Raw genomic sequence first — 16641 nt, forward strand, 5'->3', positions numbered from 1 at the left:
GGGTGGTGGGAGTGAGGGTTGCGGTCCTCGGCGGAGCGGGTTTCATGGGGAGCAACTTCGTGAGGCACTTGGTTGGCGGCTACGGCGACGCCGAGGTGCTCGTTTACGATAAGCTCACGTACGCCGGCAGGCTTGAGAACCTCAAGGAGGTTCTAGACAGGGTCACTTTCGTGCGAGGGGACGTTGGGAACGAGGAGCTCCTTGCTCACGTCCTCAGAGAGTTCGAGCCGGATGTCGTGGTGAACTTCGCCGCTGAGACGCACGTCGACAGGTCCATAAACGAGCCGGCCCCCTTCGTCCGCACAAACGTTCTCGGCGTGTTCACAGTGCTCGAGACCATTACAAAGCTCGGCTCGTCGCTCTACGTGCACATCTCAACCGATGAGGTGTACGGTGACCTCGCCGGCACCTCGGACTACGCCGACGAGTCGTGGCCCCTCAACCCCTCGAGCCCCTACTCAGCGTCCAAGGCCGCGGGGGACATGCTGGTCAAGGCGTACGGGAGGACCTACGGGCTGCGCTACAGGATCGTGAGGCCCTGCAACAACTACGGGCCCTACCAGCACCCTGAGAAGCTCATCCCGAGGACCATTGTGAGGCTCCTCCGCGGCAAGCCGGCGACCGTGTACGGGGACGGGGACCAGGTGAGGGACTGGATCTACGTGGAGGACTTCTGCAGGGCCCTCGCGACGGTCGTGGATAAGGGTAGGGACTTCGAGGTCTACAACATCTGCGCGAACCAGTTCGCCACGGTGAGGGAGGTTGTCGAGAAGGTCGTCAGGATGATGGGCAGGAACCCCTCATGGGACATCGTGCGCGTTCGCGGGAGGCCTGGGGAGGACAGGAGGTACGCTATGAGGTGCGGCAAGCTGGGAGAGTTGGGGTGGAGGCCTCTCGTGAGCCTCGACGAGGGCCTCAGGAGGACCGTCGATTGGTACCTTGGGAACGAGTGGTGGTGGAAGCCGATAGTGGATGAGACGTACGTCTTATCCGACGAGCCCTGGAGGGTGCCTTCAAAGTGAGGGTGCTGGTGACGGGCGGGACAGGCCTCCTAGGCTGGTGGGTGGCGAGGAGCCTCGCTGAGGCCGGCTACGAGGTATATGCCACGTACCACTCTCAGGGCCCCGCCGACCTGGGAGGCGTGAAGTGGGTTCGGGTGGACCTCGCCGACGTGCGGCAGGTTGAAGGCGTTTTAGGCGATGTGAGGCCCGAGGTCGTCGTGCACTGCGCTGCCTACACTGACGTGGATGGCTGTGAGGTGAACAAGCGGCACGCGTACACGGTGAACTACGTCGCCACGAGGCTTCTTGCGGGTGGTGTCGCCAGGAGGGGTGGCTTCCTGGTGTACGTGTCGACGGACTATGTTTTCGACGGTGAGAGGGGCATGTACAGGGAAGACGATGTCCCGAACCCGGTGAACTTCTACGGCCTCTCGAAGCTCCTGGGGGAGGTTGCTGTCGAAAGCCTCCTGGAGGGCTCGAGCGCCGTGGTGAGGGTTAGCGGCTTGTACGGCTACAGCCCGACGGGTAAGAGGAACTTCGGGGTTAGAGCGCTCGAGGACCTGTCTCAGGGGAGGGTGGTCTACGCGTTCGAGGACCAGTACCTGTCCCCGACCTACGTGCCCCAGCTCGCCCAGGCGGTCACTAGGATCGTCGAGAGAGGTATCACGGGCACTCTGCACGTGGCGGGCGAGAGGCTTTCGAGGTACGAGTTCGCGCTGATCCTGGCGGAGGAGCTGGGGGCTGACAGGAGCCTCGTGAAGCCCACCTCTCTAAGCTCCGCGAAGCTCGTTGCCAGGAGGCCTAGGGACTCGAGCCTCGACACCTCTAGGGCCGCAGGGGAGGGTTTGGCTCTGCGACCTGTGAGGGAGTGCGTGAGGGATTTTATAAGGGTTTACAGATGCATGACCGGGGGTTAGCTATGCCTTTCGAGCAGTTTAAGCGCTTGGAGATACCGGACGTTGTTTACGTTAAGTACAAGGTGTTCGAGGACGTGAGGGGCTTCTTCGCGGAGCTCTACAAGCGTACGGATTTTCTCTCAGAGGGGATTCCCTACGACTTCGTCCAGGCGAACTTGAGCTACTCTAGGAGGGGCGTCGTCAGGGGTCTCCACTACCAGCTGCGGCCGCTCGAGCAGGGGAAGCTAGTCTTTGCGGTGAGGGGGAGGGTGTTCGACGTGGCTGTGGACATCAGGAGGGGGTCGCCTTGGTTCGGCAGGTACGTTGGGGTGACGCTGGAGCCCGGCTACGTGCTTTGGATTCCGCCCGGCTTCGCGCACGGCTTCCAGGCCCTGGAGGACGCCTACATCCTGTACCTAGTCACGAAGGAGTACAGCCTCCAGCATGAGAGGTGCATAAGGTGGGATGACCCTGAGGTAGGTATTCCCTGGCCTATCAGGGACAGCGTGGTTCTGAGCGAGAAGGACAGGAGGTGCCCGCCGCTGAGGGAGGCGGAGGCGAACTTCACATACCCGTAGCGTTGAGGAGCCGGGCTACTCTGATGCCTTCCATAGTTCTATCGGGTTGCGATGGCTCGGGTAAGACTACGCTCTCGAGGGTTTTAGCCTCCTACCTCTCTAGGTATAGGTCGGTCAGGGTTTTCTGGTTTCGTGGCAGTCACCTCCTAGCCTCCCTGCTCCTCCGCATCCTCAGCCGATTCAGGGCTTTTAGAGGTGGCTGTAACCCGTACTATGGGGTTTGCATTCCTGGTAAGCTGAAGTGGTTATGGATTCATATTGAGTTCTGGTCTGCTGTACCGTATATTCTTCTGAGGATGGTGTTGGGGAGGCTGTATAGGTTCAATGTTTTCGATAGGGGTGTTGTAGACTTCGTTGCCTGGGTTATTGCTACCCTCGGCTACCCGGGGTTTCTGTCGAGCCTCTACGGTAGGTTCCTGGCTAGGCTGGCTTTGAGGGAGGATACTGTCTATCTTCATGCTGGCAGGGGTGTGCTTGTTGAGAGGGCTGATGTGTCGCCGGGTTTTATTTATAGGGAGTATGCTGTCTATGGTGTTTTAATGAGGTATCTTGCCAGGTGCAGTATCGATACTGGTTTAAACAGCCCTGTAGAGGCTGCTGTAGGTGTTTTAAAGTGTATGGGGCTAGCCTGAAGCTTCTACAGCTACTAGAGGGGTCTTATAAGCCGCGTGCCGACGAGCTTCCCCTGTTATCCGAGGTTGCTAGGCTTAACAAGCTTCACTTAGCCTTCCTCAGGGCTGTAAGGGATAGCCTCCCGGGTGAATGGGCTTCTGAGGAGGAGAGGTTTAAGAGCTACGTTAGGAACTCGCTGGAGGTTGCAGGCGCATTGAGGGGCCTTAGATACGGCTTCTACAAGTTCCGGAGGCCGGTGGATCACGTCTCCGTTGACCTCGATTTATTGATACACGTTGACGACGTGGGGGAGGCTGTTAGGAGGCTTACTGCTAGGGGTTTCAGGATCGCGGTTCCAGAGCCCTACACGGTTACGCTTGGGCGTGGAGGCTTCATCGTGGACCTCTACACGCACCCGGCTTTCGCGTGGGTGGTCTACATGGATGGCTGGCGGCTCCTGAGGGACTACGCGGAGGATTTCGAGGTCGAGGGGGTGGCGGTGAGGGGGCTGGCGAGGGAGGCTGAGGTGGCCGTCGCGGCGGCTCACGCGGTGTACAAGGAGCACATGGTTCTGCTCATCGACTGCCTGACCTTGGAGCGGTGGCTGTCGAGGAGGGCTGTGGAGGCTTCGAGGGAGCTGGGGGTTGAGAGGGCGCTCTGGGCTGCGCTCTCTGCGTGCAGGTCGATTCGGGCTGGGTCTGCCGAGGCTCCCTACAGGCTGCCGCTCCCGCTCCTGGCTGGGGCCTACGCGGATAAGACTCTGAGTGACGCGTGGTTCAGGGGGACTCTGCCGAACGCTCTCAGGTACCTTGCGGGGAGGGAGGGGGCGGGTCGTGTACTTCTGTCGAGGCTGACTAGGAGAAGCTACTGAGCCCCAGTGGGTTGCCGGTGGTTGTTGTGGCTTTGGGTGTTAATGGTGTTTCCGTTGTTACGACGACGTTTAACGAGAGGGATTACGTCGGAGTGTTTGTGGAGCGGGTTCGGGGTGCTTTGCGGGGTGTTCGGCACAGGGTGGTTGTGGTGGATGACTCGTCGCCTGATGGGACGTATTTGGAGGCTGCTCGGTGGGCTGATAGGGCTGTCTTGGTGCGGGGTGCTGGGCAGGCGGGTGGGCTTGCGGTGGGGTTGGGGGTTGCGAGGTTCCCGGTGGTGGTTACGCTGGACGTTGACCTTGAGAACCCGCCGGAGCTGATCCCGGTGCTTTTGAGGGGGTTCGCGGGGAGGGGGCTTGACCTGCTGGTGGCGTCGAGGACGTGGCTGCCGCGCTTCTCGGAGAGGTTAGCGTCGGCGGCTGTGGGTAGGGTTGTGGGGGGTGGGGGACGTGTTCTCGAACTTCAGGGTTTACAGGCGGGGGCTGTTCGCGGGCTTCAGGCCTGTGCTGGGCGAGAGCTTCGGCGGGGAGCTGCTCGCGTACGCGTGGGCGAGGGGGTTCAGGCTTGGGGAGCTTGTGTACGAGCCGCCTCCCAGGAGGGCTAGGCCGAGGATCGGGGGTAGGGTTAGGGCGAACGCGAGGATACTCGCGGCGACGGGGAGGCTCCTTCTCTACCTGGCATACCAGGGGGCTCCGCGGGCGAGGCTAGCGCGCGTGGCAGTGCGGGGCCCTGATGCAGGCTCTTCTGAGACGCTTTCCCAGCTCTGCCGGCAATCCCGGGAAGCCTCGGGGAAAGCAAAGGAAAAATTATAAATCAAACCATCGAGTGAATGCTTGATTCGCTTGTGGCGGGTGCGAGCGCGCAGCTTGTTCCGCGTGTAGCGTTCCGGCGGCGTCAGCGGCGTCGAGGTTACGCTGGGGCCTGTCCGCGCCGCCCTCGCTAAGGCTAGGCGCTCAGGGTTCTACTGGAGGCTCTCCCTGGAGAGGATCAGGGATGCTCTGGGAGCATGAGTACAGGTTCTTCAGAGTGCTGGTTCGAGCTTCATAACCTGCTTCTCGCAGAACTAGCTTTCTGCGCTCGGCTTAAAAGTGCAGGCTAGTCGTCGTACTGGCAGTTACTGAGTTGTGGAAAGTTTATAGAACTGCTTTCCTCCGCATGCAGAGGTGGGCTTCAACTGTGGAGTGGTTAATATGGGTTTTGTTTATATTGACGTTATTGTCCATGGGTATAGGTCGTCGAGGAGCGTTAGGATGCTTTCTGATGCTGGCTCTACCTACATAGTCCTTGGATCCGATGTTATTGAGGAGCTCGGCCTCTACGAAACGCCTTATACAGCTGAGGTAACCCTAGCTGATGGGAGAAGAATTAGGACCAAGCTGTATCTAGCCGAAGTCGAGGTTAAGGGCAGAAGGGGGCCTACCTTCGTAGCCGAGCTGAATACACCGACACCCTTGCTGGGGGTTTACGCGCTTGAGGCTCTGGGCTTTAAAGTTAATCCAAGAACAGGAGAGATAGAGGAGATATCACCAGAGGGAGGTTACCTGCTATAAGGGAGCGCATGAGGGATTTTAGAAGGGTTTACAGGAGTATGACCGGGGCCTTGCTTGAGTCTGGGGCTGCTTCGGGATCATTGGGAAGTTCTTTGAAGAAGGGAGGCCTGGCGGCGTGAGAGCCTAGACAGGAGCTTGGGCGCAGTGGGATTTACCGAGGGTTTTCAGGCTATGTAGCTCTCGCTCTCTAACCTTCCTGTTGTCGGGTTCGGCCACATCCCACGCCGCACACAAGGAGCGGACCTTCACGTTGAACGAGTTCTTCACGGTTGAGAGATGGTTATCTGAGAAAACCGTAAGACTTGCCTAAGAGCTTAGGTGCGAGAATGCCTTAGATTCGCCTTAAGCCTGAATAGGAGAATCCGCTTAGGTTTGGTTGAAGCGCCATATGAAGTTCAGTCCCATTGTGGCTAGCTATGTTGCTGCAAAAATTCCGGGGCGACGATCTTACAAGAGCGACCTCGGCGTGCGTGCTGAAAACCTTAACCAGCAAGCGTGCAGGCAAGCTGTTGATGTCGAAACCCGCGAGGGAGACGTACTAGCGTCAAACTCGAGCATCTTGTAGTTCCTGGCCATTTCAAGAACCCTTGCACCAAATATGTAGCAGGAGGTCGTAACAACACGCGTACAGAACATTTATATTCCCTCATAACCATAATCGGAGTTGAGCGATGGAGCTGGTGGAGCTTAAGTCGAGGGTTCTTAGGCTTTTGAGGGAGGATGAGGAGTTTAGGTACGCGGTAGCGGGTTTGATAGGCTTGGATGATGTGCTGAGGAGGCTTGACAGGCACGAGGAGAGGATGGTTAAGCTGGAGGAGAGAATGCTTAAGGTTGAGGAGGAGCTCGTGAAGCTTAGGGAGGATATGAACAAGCTTAGGGAGGATATGATTAGGGGCTTTGAGAGGCATGATAAAGAGATAGCTGAGCTTAGAGAAGATATGAAGAGAGGTTTTGAAAGATATGATAGGGAACTCGCTAAGCTCAGGGAGGATATGAATAAGGGCTTTGAGAGGTACGACAGGGAAATCGCCAGGCTTAGAGAAGATATGAACAGGGGCTTTGAGCTCGTTAACCGCCATCTCTCTGCTTTAGGTGCGAGGTGGGGGATAATGGCTGAGGATGCGTTTAGGGAGGGTTTGAGGGGGGTTCTTGAAAAGGAGTTGGGCTTGAGGGTTGAGAGGTGGAGTGCGTACGATGAGGCGGGTGAAGTTTTTGGGTACCCGAGTGAGGTTGAGGTGGATATTGCGGTGAAGGACGGAAAGATCATACTAATCGAGGTGTCGTCTCATGTAAGAGCATCAGATGTGTACTGTTTCAAGAGGAAGGCTGAGTTTTATGCGAAGAAGACGGGGGAGAAGCCTGAAAGGCTCGTGATGATTACTCCATATGCAGAGGAAAGAGCGGTAGAAGCTTCTAAGAAGCTGGGGATAGAAGTATACACAAAAGTCTAGTAAACTGTGCAATCCGGGAAGCATGGTGAAAATTCCAAGGTCTATGCGTATAACGGCAACGGTCGTCATCCTCCAAGGCTGGCTCTCGGAGTTGCTTCAGTTTAGTATGTTTTTATTCCCCTCACAGCTGGAGATTATAGATGGAGCTAGTGGAGCTTAAGTCGAGGGTTCTTAGGCTGTTGAGGGAGGATGAGGAGTTTAGGTACGCGGTAGCGGGTTTGATAGGCCTTGATGAGGTGCTGAAGAGGCTTGATCGCCATGAGGAGGGGCTTGTGAAGCTGAGAGAGGACTTCAACAGGCTCAGGGAGGACATGATTGAGGGGTTTAAGAGGCACGAGGAGGAGATGGCTAGGCTGAGAGAGGACTTCAACAGGGCTCTTCAGGCTATTGACAAGAGGTTCGAGGTCATGGATAGGAGGCTTACGAGGGTGGAGCAGACACTGGAGAAGCTCACTGTTGATGTGGAAGATGAGGCGAGATCCATCATAAGGTACAGGCTTAGGGAAGAGCTCGGCTTGGATATCGAGCTTGGGTCCCTGGTTCTTCCGGATCTTGAGATCGACATCTACGGTGTAGCTGATGACTTGTGCGTTATAGGCGAAGCCACTGTGAGGGGTGGTGTGAGCGCGCTGGTCAAATTGCTGGAAAAGGCAGAGGTGTTGAGAAGCAGATACCCGGATAAGCTGAGGCCGAAGACGATAATGGTTATTTACGTGTCGCTCGCGCTTCCGGAGCTCGTGGATGAGGCTAGGAAAAGGGGCGTGTGGTTGCTGAAGGCCACAGGGGACTACTACAAACCAGAGATCTGACAACCCTATCCCTAAAAGAGTGAAGAGGTTTGCTTAGTCTTGAGCCTTTTGTGATAGCTGAGGAAGTAGCTTGGGGCTACATTACTACAGTATAATATTCCATGAAGACGCATCCATTACGCGTGATGTCGTAGACGACCTAGGGTTCTTCATGAATTAGAGGTACGGAGAGCAACTTGATAGGGATCTTTACGTGGTTCTTCACACTACTGGTGGAGATGCTGATGCTGCTTACCATATAGGTATTAGGCTTCAGCAGTATGTCAAGCAAGAGAAAAACCTCTTTTGCGATTATATCAACATTGTCAGGCTTGCGAAGCTGCTGGATGACCTGGTCGTGGCTAGGATTGCCGATGACTTGGTGGAGAGGGGTTACAACCCTGCGACGCTTCACCACACCTTGAGACGGCTGGTGGAGTACGGGTTTGTAAACCTCGTGGAGTACAACGGTGTCAAGTACTACCATTTGACGGGGCTTGGAGCCGAGCTTCTCAAGGTTTTGAAGAAGGCGGTAGTACATAAAGTTGTGAGGATGCTCGAGGGGAGTGGTGTCAGGTGCAGGGTGTGGTGGGGCGACAGCGAGACTAGAGCTGTTAGGCCCGTGATTCATGTCGATGGGGTGGTGAATCTACCGCCAGATGTGAGGGGTCTAGTGGAGCTCGAGGTGGTTAGGAGCATTGATGGTTGAGGGAAGGGGGAAAGAAGTTAACTGGGCTCTGAAGGTCATGGATGAGATCTCCCGCAAAGCGAAGCCTGGGAAGCCTCTGGCCGAGATCATCAGGGAATTCAGGGACTGTAGGCGGGGGTGAGCCTTGTTCCTAGTGCAGGGGCTATTACTAAGTGGTTCGCTAGAAGAGGAGCCATCTACCCGAGGCTGGTGATTGAGTTTCTGAAAGCGGCGTCTATGCGGTTCGGCTACCTGAGAGGGTTATCGCTGAGGCTCTGAGGGACTTGTAGAAGACTTGGAGCGCAGGTCATAGGGAGGTGTTTGCGATACTGAACGCTGAAGAGCTGGCGGCGGTGCGCGGAAATGCGCTTCGACTTGAAAAGTAGGGCGTCAGCTAGCATGCAGAGCAGTGCTTAAGGTAAGGTCCGGGCCTCCCCAAGGACTCTTACTGTTGCCTAGGTGCGAGGGAAGCCGCCCGGAGAAACGCTTAGAAAATCCGCGAGGAAGGGCGCAGATGCTCATAGTGCTGGTAGCGCTTTAACCTTCTTTAGCTGCCTCGTCGCAGGGTCTACCTCCAGCCTGAGGCCCTCCAGAGCGTCGACCCCGGGCACTTCCGTGTCGCCCTTCTTGGCGAAGAGGACGATTTAGTCGCCTTCTCTCAGTGTTTGCATAGGCTACAGGGGCTCATTTTTAAGGCTTAAATCGAGGTGTTTAGGTTTAAAGGTTAGAGAGTGCTGGTAGGCGGGTGAGCCCCGTGTCTATGGTGCTTGCCGAGAGCATTGCAAGGAGGATTAGGGTGGAGGCCGAGAAGCGTGGCGCGAGCCCTGAGGAGTATATTTTGGATCTCTTGGTCAGAGAGATGGATCCAGGGGAGGGGGCTGTCGAGTATTTGGAAGCTGCGCGTAGCCTGGTTAGGCAGGCTTGGAGGGAGCTCGAGAAGGGTGACTTGAGGCAGGCCGGCGAGAAGGTCTGAGGTGCCTGTGCTCTGGCTATTAAGGCGCACGCGCTCGCGAGAGGGGGGCGGAGGCTTGAGTCTCACAGGGATCTCTGGCTGTACAAGGACGAGGTTGCCAGGGAGCTGGGGGAGTGGGTTAGGACGGCCTTCCTGAAGGCGGACTCCATGCACAGGAACTTCTACGAGGGTTTGGCCACGAAGGAGGACGTCGAGGACTCGTTGAGAGAGGTTGAGAAGCTGGTGTCAGCCATCAGCGAGCGAGTCGAGGGGCAGCACCGAGAAACGGCCACCTAGGCGCGGGGTAGAGCTTGGCCCGGATCAGCTCTCCTGAGGGGCTTTCCTGCCGAACAGATGGTGCTCCTCGTTCACGGCCTTCAGTAGGAGCTTCTCTAGCAGTAGCGGTTGCCCCTCCTTCAGAACCTTCTCCGCGAACCACGGTGGGGCCTCGTGAGTACTGCTACGTCGATTGGGTAACCTAGCTTCTCCTCTAACTCCCCCTCGAGCCTCAGCTTGTAGTCTAGGAGGTCTCCCTCCGCCGCCACGTACACGGCCACGTCTACGTCTCTGAAGGGGTAGCCCTTCAGGAAGGATCCATATAAGATAGCTAGCCGAACCTCTTCGTGCTTTCAAGCTCCCTTCTAAGCTTCCCGAGAAGCTCTTCCCTCTCCCGAGGCTTCAGCCTGAAGAACCTGAAACGCTCCTTCTCCTCAAGCTCCAGAGGCATACCGCTCAACCTCCTCGACGAACCTCCTCACCAGCCTAATACCCTTCTCCTTAACCTACTTGCACATCCCTGGCATCGTCGACCTCCCAGTACCTATGCACGATCAAGTTCCTCAGCCTGACCAGCTTAATCATCCCCCGCCCGCATCCCTTGACAGTACACCACGCTCTGCGAGCTTCCCGGATACCTGTACGTATCCTTCAGCTTCCTCAATGAGCCGCTCACGGAGTATGTGTAGCCCTATCGATGTTGCTGCTTCAACTATCTCCACCACGCCGAGGCGCAGCGTATACCTATTTCTCACATTACCGATGAATTCGCTTAAGTTTGATGAGACGGTACTCTCCACTACTCTGAGGGGCTTCTTAACCTCTTCTAAAAGCCTTGAGGCTCTTTCCCTATCTGCGTGACTTGCAACTCCGCTCGAGAGTAGCCGTACAGCCTAATGTACCTAAGGTTTATAAGGTATTCTATACCTTGACATCATGGATGGCTAAGGTCATTGAAGCTATATACGAAGGGGGTGTCTTAAAGCCCTTGGAGAAGCTTAACATCCCTAACGGTGTACGTGTGCGTATACGCATCGAATGTATGTACGGACTGCTGAGGGATTGGAAGATAGATGCGCAGAAACTTAAAGACGAGCTTAGGAGTATCCATGGCTGAGGGCGTTGCCTCGCTACTACGCTGATACCTACGCACTTATAGAAATACTTCGCGGTAATCCAGCATACGAGAAGTATGCTGAGGAAGAGCTCATCACAAGTGAGTTTAATTTACTTGAACTAGCCTATGCATTAGTGCGAGATTACGGAGTGGATAGAGCGTTGGTGGTATTGAGCATAGTTAGAGCTACTGTAGATATAGTTACACCTACAAATGAAGACTATGTTGAAGCTGCCGCATTACGCATAAAACTCGGGGCAGGAGGGGAGAAACCTATCTATCATAGATGCTTTAGGCTATGCTCTAGCCAGAAAGCATGAAGCGCTATTTCTAACAGGTGATAAAGAGTTCAAGGATCTTGAAGGAGTTGAATGTATAAAGTAATGCCTTTCGCGCTCGATTCGTTACAATTAATGATGATTCTTGCTGTTGAAGAAATTTAAGACAATGACCTTGCAGAAGCCTCACCAATGATGCGGACGAGTTATCTATTTCGAAACCCATGAGTGAAATTATGAACACTAACGAACCTTATGAGGCATTCAAGAGATCCTGGAGAAGCTGCTCGGGCGGGAGATCCGGGGGAATGCACGCAGGAAAGACATTTTTGTGCATTCGCCTTTATTCAACGGGCTGTTAGCTCATGGCTCTGATCCGCGTGTAGTGGAGGTGGACTGCTTTGGCTAGGTTTGAGGAGCACCGGTACCTTGTCGAGAGGTCCAGGAGGTTCTTTGAGACGGCGTTGATGCAGATTGAGAGGGGCTTCTACGACCTAGCGGCTTTCAGCCTCGAGCAGTCCCTCCAGCTGTTCCTGAAGGCCTGCCTCCTGAAGCTGGGGGTCGACCCCCCTAGGACTTGTAGCGTCAGGAGGCTGCTGGAGCTCATAGCCGAGGTGAGCGGTAGGGATGAGGTTAGGGAGCTCCTCCAAGGATTCGCCGTCGAGCTAGGCGCCCTCGAGGACGCCTACATATCGTCCAGATACGTGGGCAGGGAGTACACTAGGGAGGAGGTTGAGCGGCTCAGGAGGGTTGTTGAGGAGGTTGAGAGGGTTGTCGGAGAGGCTTCTTGTTGAAGAGGCTAAGCGACGCGCGGAGGTCTTCAGGAACCTCGAGGAGCGCCTCAGGGTTATCGCTGAGGTAGTCAGGGAGATGGACCGGGACGCCAGGGTTTACCTCTTCGGGAGCGTAGCCGAGGGCAGGCACCTTCTGTCGAGCGACATCGACGTGCTGGTGGTCACGAGGAGGTCGCCGGGTGAGGTGCTCGCGAAGCTCTGGGAGAAGGGCATCGGAGACCCCTTCGAAGTCCACGTGGTAACCGAGGAGATGCTCGAGCTGTACCGGCGGAGGGCGAAGCTCGTGGAAGTAGCTTAATGAGCACTGTCAGGTAGGGCGCTACCTCCGGTGTGGCGAAGGCTCTTTTCACCGGCCTTAGCTACTTTAGGCGCTACAGTAGCCTGCTCAGGCCGGCGATTTCGAGCCAGGAGGTGTGGCTACGATTGAGGCGTAAGTAACTTCCGCTGTTCTCTCACCGGGTGCCTGCTGGCTTCGCTCTGAGGCTTGAAACCCTATAAATATCTAAACCTACGTATCTACTGACGGTGTATTGCCCTGGCTAGGAAGATCAAGGTCACCCTCTCACTCAGGGAGGATGTCGTCAGGAGGGCTAAGAGTAGGCTTGCGATGGAGGGTAGGAGTTTCAGTGGTGTTGTAGAGGAGCTCTTGCGGATGTACGACGAGTTGAGCTTCCTCGATGAGCTCTGCGGGAGACTGGGCCTTGAGAGCAGGTTTTACACGGACTTGGAGGTTGTAGCCAACAGACCCTCGGGGCTTAGGGCTGAGGAGGTGGTGCGCGAGGTCCGGGATGGGCGCTCAGAGAGCCTACCTGTACACTAGCGCCGCCGTCGAGAGGTACGTGACCGAGGAGGGAAGTTCGCGGGTCGACGCGCTCTACAGAGAGGCTCATGCCGGGAACCTCATGATCGGCTTCTCGGTGTGGAACATCGGTGAAGTTGCCGTCGTTTTAGACAAGTACGAGAAGAGGGGTGTCATAGGGGATGCTAGAGAGGTCTTCGCGAGTTTCATCGGCGAGACGAGGCTTCTCGCAAGGCTTAGCCAGCTGAGTCTGGTGTCGCTGAAATACGACGTGCTCGCCAGTACTATAGGCTACGTGTTCAAGCACGGGATCTACATAGCTGACGCGGTTCAGTTCGCATCGGCTAGAGGGTTCGACGCCTTCTTGACTTACGATAAAAGGCTTGCCCGGCTGGCTGAGGTAGAAGGGTTGAAACTATATCCGGGATAAGTAAGCACATGGAGTCGCCAGGAGAAGGATGAAGTCCGCTTAAGAGACGTTGCTTCATGCAGCTAACTTTGTCGGAAAACTCATGAAATCTCTCAATGTGAATGCTGACTAATAACACGAGGAGGGTGAGTGACCGTCGTAAGTACTCCTGGGAGAAATTATGGGAAGCTTAAAAGCATGGCTGAGGCGCGGGGCGGTCAGCGGAGGGCTACGCGAGGGGCCTAGTAGCTGAGTCGGTCAACCCGGGCAACCTGGCTGAGTTCTACTGGGAAGCCGCGGCGGTATTAATGAAGCAGGCTAGGGATAAGCTCGCCAAGGGCGAATTCAGGCAAGCTGGTGAAAGGCTCGAAGCGCCGTAGCCCTCGCGCTGAAGAGCTTAGCCTACGAGCGGAAGGGTGTAAGGCTTTTAGGTCACGGTTAGCTCCGGGAGTACGTGAGGGGCTTGTAGAGGAGACTGGTGATGAGGAGCTCGGTAGGCTTTGGATGTCGGTTAGTCCCATGCATGTGAGTTTCTGCGAGGGCTGGGCGATCCGGAAGCACGCCGAGGGGGTTGTCGAGGACACCGAGAGATTCATGGAAAGGATAAAGTAGCTCATATAAGTTCCTCTCTTCCAGCCCCACCAGTACCCTTCAGGTCCTCATAATCTTCGCCCGGATGGAGTCTCACCGTTGACTCCTGCGCCATTGGAATCTGGATAGCGTTGCCCGGCGACCTCCTGAGATGGGCTCCTCAGGAGGGTGAAGAGAGCTGTGAGTAAGGCGCGGCCTGTGGATTGGATCTGTTACTTGTAAGCTTCAAGATGATTATGTTTATTGTTTATAATGTAGACTTGTATACTATATTCGAAGTGATCTGTATGCGTAACAGAGATAGTACAACCGACAGGATCTCCAGGTCAACGCTCAGAATGCTGGAGCGTGAACGCCAAAAGATGGGTGTAAAATCCCTCGACATGGTCATACGGGAGCTCGTGGTGAGGAAAAGGAAGGGGGTTTTGGAGGAGGTCTTCGGCATCGACAGGGGAAGGGTGAAACCGTTCACCGAGGAGGATCGCGGTGAAGATCGTGGTTGACTCCTATGCATGGATAGAGCTCTTCACTGGCCGCGCCTGGCACATCTGCCCGCTTCACTTTTCTGAGGGCCCCCTTTAGGGGTGTCATGGGTCGCCCCCTTTCGGGGCGGGCCGCGTCCTAGCGGCCTTCAGCCCGCGTCGCCGCGGGCACATCCCCTCCTCGCGCCGCGCGGGGCACCCACCCACAGCCCCCTTGACCGGGGTGGGAACTGGTGACACTCACTACTCCACCTGGTTAAGGAGCCTTATCTCCTTTTCGCTTTGAAGGCTGAAAGTGGAAACAAAGCTGGGTACTACCTGAAGTTGCTGGACTACGGCTTCCTGAGGAGGAGCCCCCACCACGCAGGCGTCACCGTTTCCGTTACCGAGAAGGCGCTGTGGGGGCTGGCGCTTGGCGAGTAGCACTGCGGTCGCAGGCCCTCTCCGTCAGGTAGACGTAGCGTGTGTTGCCGACCACCGTCTCCCCGACGAAGCTAGCCGAGCGGAGCCTATCGAGGGCGCTGGCCATGGTAGCTGGTGTTCCTCATGCCGAAGGCTTTGGTGTGGAGCTTGGGCTGAGGAGGCCGGGGTGTAAGCCTGCTGCGGGGCATTGTCGCGCGCCCGGGTAGCTTTCCATGGTATTGAGGGGCCGAGGGGGTGAGAGGCGAGGTAGCTGGGCGCGGTTGCGGCTGAAGCATTATAGCAGGTTTTTATAGAACCCTTCTTATTGGTAACGTGAGGTAAGGGTTAAGGGTATGGGCTCTGACCTGAAGCTTGAGCTGCTAAGGCTGCTGCGAGAGGATGAGGAGTTCAGGCTAGCGGTGGCTGGCCTGCTGGGCCTCGGCGAGATCCTCGAGGAGCTCAGGAAGCTCAGGGAGGACTTCAACGCCTTCGTGCGGGAGAGCGAGAAGAGGTGGGAGGAGAACGCTAGAAGATGGGAGGAGAATGCTAAGCGGTGGGAGGAGAATGAGAAGAGGTGGGAGGAGCTCAACAAGAGATGGGAGGAAAACGCGAGACTGTGGGAGGAAAACATGAGGAGATGGGAGGAGAACGCTAAGCGGTGGGAGGAGAACGCTAGGAGATGGGAGGAGGCCGACAGGAAGTTCAGGTGGCTTATGACGGCCTTAGCGGAGATCAGGGACTCGCTTGGCGGCGCCTTTGAGTACTACACAGCCAACGTGGTGAAGGCTTTGCTCTCCGAGAGAGGCTTCATATGCGGTGTTAGGGTGAACGTCACTCTGCCTGTGGACGGGTTCAGGGAGGTGGATGTCTTCTGCCCAGAACCCCTAGTGGTGGGCGAGGCCACGACGTCTCTCAGAACCATAGAGGAGGCGGAGCGGGAGCTAGCGAAGCTGATGTCGAACGTGGAGGCCGCGGAGAGGTTCACGGGGGGGAAGGCCTACGTGAAGGTCTTAGCTGTGGAGACAGCGCCGGCCGACGTCGTTGAGCACCTCAGGAGAAGGGCTGCGGAGCTGAACGTGTACCTCATAGTGGGTAGGGAGTACTAGCCGCCGGCCTAGCTTCTCGCCAGCTTCTTCCCTAAGTTAGTCCTGTTGCCGCGGTTAGTCGAGTAAGCTGGCAGGCTCTCCGCAGCGGCGTTGGTTCGAACCAGTCTGCGCCCCGGCGTATCTGCTCCTTCGCCGCTTCGATGCCCCTTCTCGGTTTGTCATAGGCTCAGCGCCTTCGGCTAGCCCTGCCACGCCCCCCGGTCAGGCAGTCATCGGGGTGCTGCCGAGACACGATCTCTCTGATAAGACTTTGAAGGGTCTTTGGGGGCGATGGTCCAAGGGCAGATCCCTAGAGGAGCTTGCCAGTGAAGCTGTACTAGGGGTTCTCAACGCGGAGGATCGCAAAAAGCTGGACTTTACCTGAAACTCTGTGAAAAGTACATGCGCGAAGCTGGGGAGATCTTGGCTAAGGGGGCTGCTCTCACGCTTCAGTAAAAGCTTGGAAGCCTTAACTGAGGACAGCGGTTTTCCCGTTAAAGGTCTTTTAAGGTCTCTGCATGCTTCTTGGTGTTCTTAAGCTACTCAGACCTTTTCCCGCAGCTGGCTTTTAGCCGCTTCGGGTTTTCCAGTCTACAATTCTGTAAAGGGGAATAAAAACGGTAGGGTGGTTAAAGGACGTAGGGATTCCTCCTTAAGTCTACTATAGGGGTATCTTATACAAGGCAACATTAATATATACCGGATGGTAGTCTGGAATGGTGAGCTATTTGGGTAGGCTTGTGAACGTATCTGTGAAGGTTCCGGAAGAGCTGAGGGAGTTGATGCGGCAAGTGAATGTTAACTGGAGTGAGTACCTTAGGGAGGTGATAAAGGCAAGAATAAGGGAGGAGCTTGCAAAGGAGGCATCAAAAAAGCTTGATGAGATCCAAGCTAGAGCTGTGAGGGTGCCGACAGAGGTTGTTGTGAGGTGGCTGAGGGAGGAGAGAGAACGAAGGTAAGGTTAGTGGTAGATGCAAGTGTTGCTGTAAAATGGATTATACCCGGTGAGCCTTGGGAGGC

General features: G+C 56.1%; 27 protein-coding genes. 25 read left to right on the forward strand and 2 right to left on the reverse strand.

The window, feature by feature from the left end; all coding sequences use genetic code 11:
• Nucleotides 1–11 precede the first annotated feature (11 nt).
• The 15 genes from rfbB (at nt 12) to ACNO7C_RS00280 (ending at nt 9685) form a co-directional block, all read left to right on the forward strand.
• The gene (gene rfbB / locus ACNO7C_RS00210) at nt 12–1022 is read left to right on the forward strand and encodes a dTDP-glucose 4,6-dehydratase (protein ID WP_460025033.1); all 1011 of its coding nucleotides are present in this window, start codon (nt 12–14) and stop codon (nt 1020–1022) included.
• Nucleotides 1019–1918: a dTDP-4-dehydrorhamnose reductase gene (gene rfbD / locus ACNO7C_RS00215; RefSeq protein ID WP_460025034.1), complete on the forward strand. Its 900-nt coding sequence runs from the start codon at nt 1019–1021 to the stop codon at nt 1916–1918. Before rfbB ends, rfbD begins: the two co-directional genes overlap by 4 nt.
• 2 nt (nt 1919–1920) lie before the next feature.
• Complete coding sequence (rfbC, locus tag ACNO7C_RS00220; protein ID WP_460025035.1) at nt 1921–2475, forward strand: dTDP-4-dehydrorhamnose 3,5-epimerase; 555 nt, start codon at nt 1921–1923, stop codon at nt 2473–2475.
• Between the two features lie 23 nt (nt 2476–2498).
• Nucleotides 2499–3107, forward strand: a complete 609-nt coding sequence (locus ACNO7C_RS00225) for a hypothetical protein (protein WP_460025036.1) — start codon at nt 2499–2501, stop codon at nt 3105–3107.
• Nucleotides 3089–3958, forward strand: coding sequence for a nucleotidyltransferase family protein (locus ACNO7C_RS00230; protein WP_460025037.1), 870 nt, complete (start codon nt 3089–3091; stop codon nt 3956–3958). The genes ACNO7C_RS00225 and ACNO7C_RS00230 overlap by 19 nt, the downstream gene beginning before the upstream one ends.
• A gap of 26 nt (nt 3959–3984) precedes the next feature.
• The gene (locus ACNO7C_RS00235; protein ID WP_460025038.1) at nt 3985–4563 is read left to right on the forward strand and encodes a glycosyltransferase; all 579 of its coding nucleotides are present in this window, start codon (nt 3985–3987) and stop codon (nt 4561–4563) included.
• Nucleotides 4535–4771: a hypothetical protein gene (locus tag ACNO7C_RS00240; protein ID WP_460025039.1), complete on the forward strand. Its 237-nt coding sequence runs from the start codon at nt 4535–4537 to the stop codon at nt 4769–4771. The genes ACNO7C_RS00235 and ACNO7C_RS00240 overlap by 29 nt, the downstream gene beginning before the upstream one ends.
• A gap of 351 nt (nt 4772–5122) precedes the next feature.
• The gene (locus tag ACNO7C_RS00245) at nt 5123–5509 is read left to right on the forward strand and encodes an aspartyl protease family protein (RefSeq protein ID WP_460025040.1); all 387 of its coding nucleotides are present in this window, start codon (nt 5123–5125) and stop codon (nt 5507–5509) included.
• 671 nt (nt 5510–6180) lie between these two features.
• Nucleotides 6181–6960 (forward strand): PD-(D/E)XK nuclease family protein, encoded by a 780-nt coding sequence (locus ACNO7C_RS00250; protein WP_460025041.1) that lies wholly within the window; start codon nt 6181–6183, stop codon nt 6958–6960.
• Between the two features lie 140 nt (nt 6961–7100).
• A complete protein-coding gene (locus ACNO7C_RS00255) occupies nt 7101–7769 on the forward strand; it encodes a hypothetical protein (protein WP_460025042.1) in 669 nt (222 codons plus the stop codon).
• Between the two features lie 193 nt (nt 7770–7962).
• The gene (locus tag ACNO7C_RS00260) at nt 7963–8457 is read left to right on the forward strand and encodes a hypothetical protein (RefSeq protein ID WP_318536928.1); all 495 of its coding nucleotides are present in this window, start codon (nt 7963–7965) and stop codon (nt 8455–8457) included.
• Nucleotides 8450–8578: a hypothetical protein gene (locus tag ACNO7C_RS00265; protein ID WP_460025043.1), complete on the forward strand. Its 129-nt coding sequence runs from the start codon at nt 8450–8452 to the stop codon at nt 8576–8578. The genes ACNO7C_RS00260 and ACNO7C_RS00265 overlap by 8 nt, the downstream gene beginning before the upstream one ends.
• A complete protein-coding gene (locus ACNO7C_RS00270) occupies nt 8575–8715 on the forward strand; it encodes a hypothetical protein (protein ID WP_460025044.1) in 141 nt (46 codons plus the stop codon). The genes ACNO7C_RS00265 and ACNO7C_RS00270 overlap by 4 nt, the downstream gene beginning before the upstream one ends.
• A gap of 475 nt (nt 8716–9190) precedes the next feature.
• On the forward strand, nt 9191–9409 hold the full coding sequence (locus ACNO7C_RS00275; RefSeq protein ID WP_460025045.1) for a hypothetical protein: 219 nt from the start codon (nt 9191–9193) through the stop codon (nt 9407–9409).
• Nucleotides 9410–9421: 12 nt separating this feature from the next.
• Entirely contained in the window at nt 9422–9685 is a 264-nt protein-coding gene (locus tag ACNO7C_RS00280) for a PaREP1 family protein (protein ID WP_460025941.1), read from the forward strand.
• Between the two features lie 119 nt (nt 9686–9804).
• On the opposite strand, the gene ACNO7C_RS00285 is transcribed toward ACNO7C_RS00280, so the two are convergent.
• Together ACNO7C_RS00285 and ACNO7C_RS00290 are read right to left on the reverse strand one after the other, a co-directional pair.
• The gene (locus tag ACNO7C_RS00285; protein WP_460025942.1) at nt 9805–9993 is read right to left on the reverse strand and encodes a nucleotidyltransferase domain-containing protein; all 189 of its coding nucleotides are present in this window, start codon (nt 9991–9993) and stop codon (nt 9805–9807) included.
• A gap of 252 nt (nt 9994–10245) precedes the next feature.
• Nucleotides 10246–10464, reverse strand: a complete 219-nt coding sequence (locus tag ACNO7C_RS00290; protein WP_460025046.1) for a hypothetical protein — start codon at nt 10462–10464, stop codon at nt 10246–10248.
• A gap of 140 nt (nt 10465–10604) precedes the next feature.
• Here ACNO7C_RS00290 and ACNO7C_RS00295 point away from each other — a divergent pair, with 140 nt between their 5' ends.
• The 10 genes from ACNO7C_RS00295 to ACNO7C_RS00340 all read left to right on the forward strand — a co-directional run bounded on the left by ACNO7C_RS00295 (nt 10605) and on the right by ACNO7C_RS00340 (nt 16580).
• Nucleotides 10605–10781: an antitoxin family protein gene (locus ACNO7C_RS00295; RefSeq protein WP_318536933.1), complete on the forward strand. Its 177-nt coding sequence runs from the start codon at nt 10605–10607 to the stop codon at nt 10779–10781.
• 5 nt (nt 10782–10786) lie between these two features.
• Nucleotides 10787–11101 (forward strand): PIN domain-containing protein, encoded by a 315-nt coding sequence (locus ACNO7C_RS00300; protein ID WP_460025047.1) that lies wholly within the window; start codon nt 10787–10789, stop codon nt 11099–11101.
• 359 nt (nt 11102–11460) lie between these two features.
• Complete coding sequence (locus tag ACNO7C_RS00305; RefSeq protein WP_460025048.1) at nt 11461–11853, forward strand: HEPN domain-containing protein; 393 nt, start codon at nt 11461–11463, stop codon at nt 11851–11853.
• The gene (locus tag ACNO7C_RS00310; RefSeq protein WP_460025049.1) at nt 11831–12151 is read left to right on the forward strand and encodes a nucleotidyltransferase domain-containing protein; all 321 of its coding nucleotides are present in this window, start codon (nt 11831–11833) and stop codon (nt 12149–12151) included. Before ACNO7C_RS00305 ends, ACNO7C_RS00310 begins: the two co-directional genes overlap by 23 nt.
• A 249-nt stretch (nt 12152–12400) precedes the next feature.
• Nucleotides 12401–12673, forward strand: coding sequence for a DUF6364 family protein (locus tag ACNO7C_RS00315; RefSeq protein WP_460025943.1), 273 nt, complete (start codon nt 12401–12403; stop codon nt 12671–12673).
• Nucleotides 12642–13082 carry a type II toxin-antitoxin system VapC family toxin gene (locus ACNO7C_RS00320; RefSeq protein WP_460025050.1) on the forward strand — a complete coding sequence of 147 codons (441 nt, stop codon included), beginning with the start codon at nt 12642–12644 and terminating at the stop codon, nt 13080–13082. Before ACNO7C_RS00315 ends, ACNO7C_RS00320 begins: the two co-directional genes overlap by 32 nt.
• Nucleotides 13083–13939: 857 nt before the next feature.
• A complete protein-coding gene (locus tag ACNO7C_RS00325) occupies nt 13940–14155 on the forward strand; it encodes a hypothetical protein (RefSeq protein WP_460025051.1) in 216 nt (71 codons plus the stop codon).
• A 261-nt stretch (nt 14156–14416) separates the two neighbouring features.
• Nucleotides 14417–14557: a hypothetical protein gene (locus ACNO7C_RS00330; RefSeq protein ID WP_460025052.1), complete on the forward strand. Its 141-nt coding sequence runs from the start codon at nt 14417–14419 to the stop codon at nt 14555–14557.
• 332 nt (nt 14558–14889) lie between these two features.
• Nucleotides 14890–15642 (forward strand): hypothetical protein, encoded by a 753-nt coding sequence (locus ACNO7C_RS00335; RefSeq protein ID WP_460025053.1) that lies wholly within the window; start codon nt 14890–14892, stop codon nt 15640–15642.
• Nucleotides 15643–16349: 707 nt separating this feature from the next.
• Nucleotides 16350–16580, forward strand: coding sequence for a hypothetical protein (locus ACNO7C_RS00340; RefSeq protein ID WP_318536941.1), 231 nt, complete (start codon nt 16350–16352; stop codon nt 16578–16580).
• Nucleotides 16581–16641: the final 61 nt, after the last annotated feature.

The organism is Infirmifilum tikiterense (genome assembly GCF_054696565.1).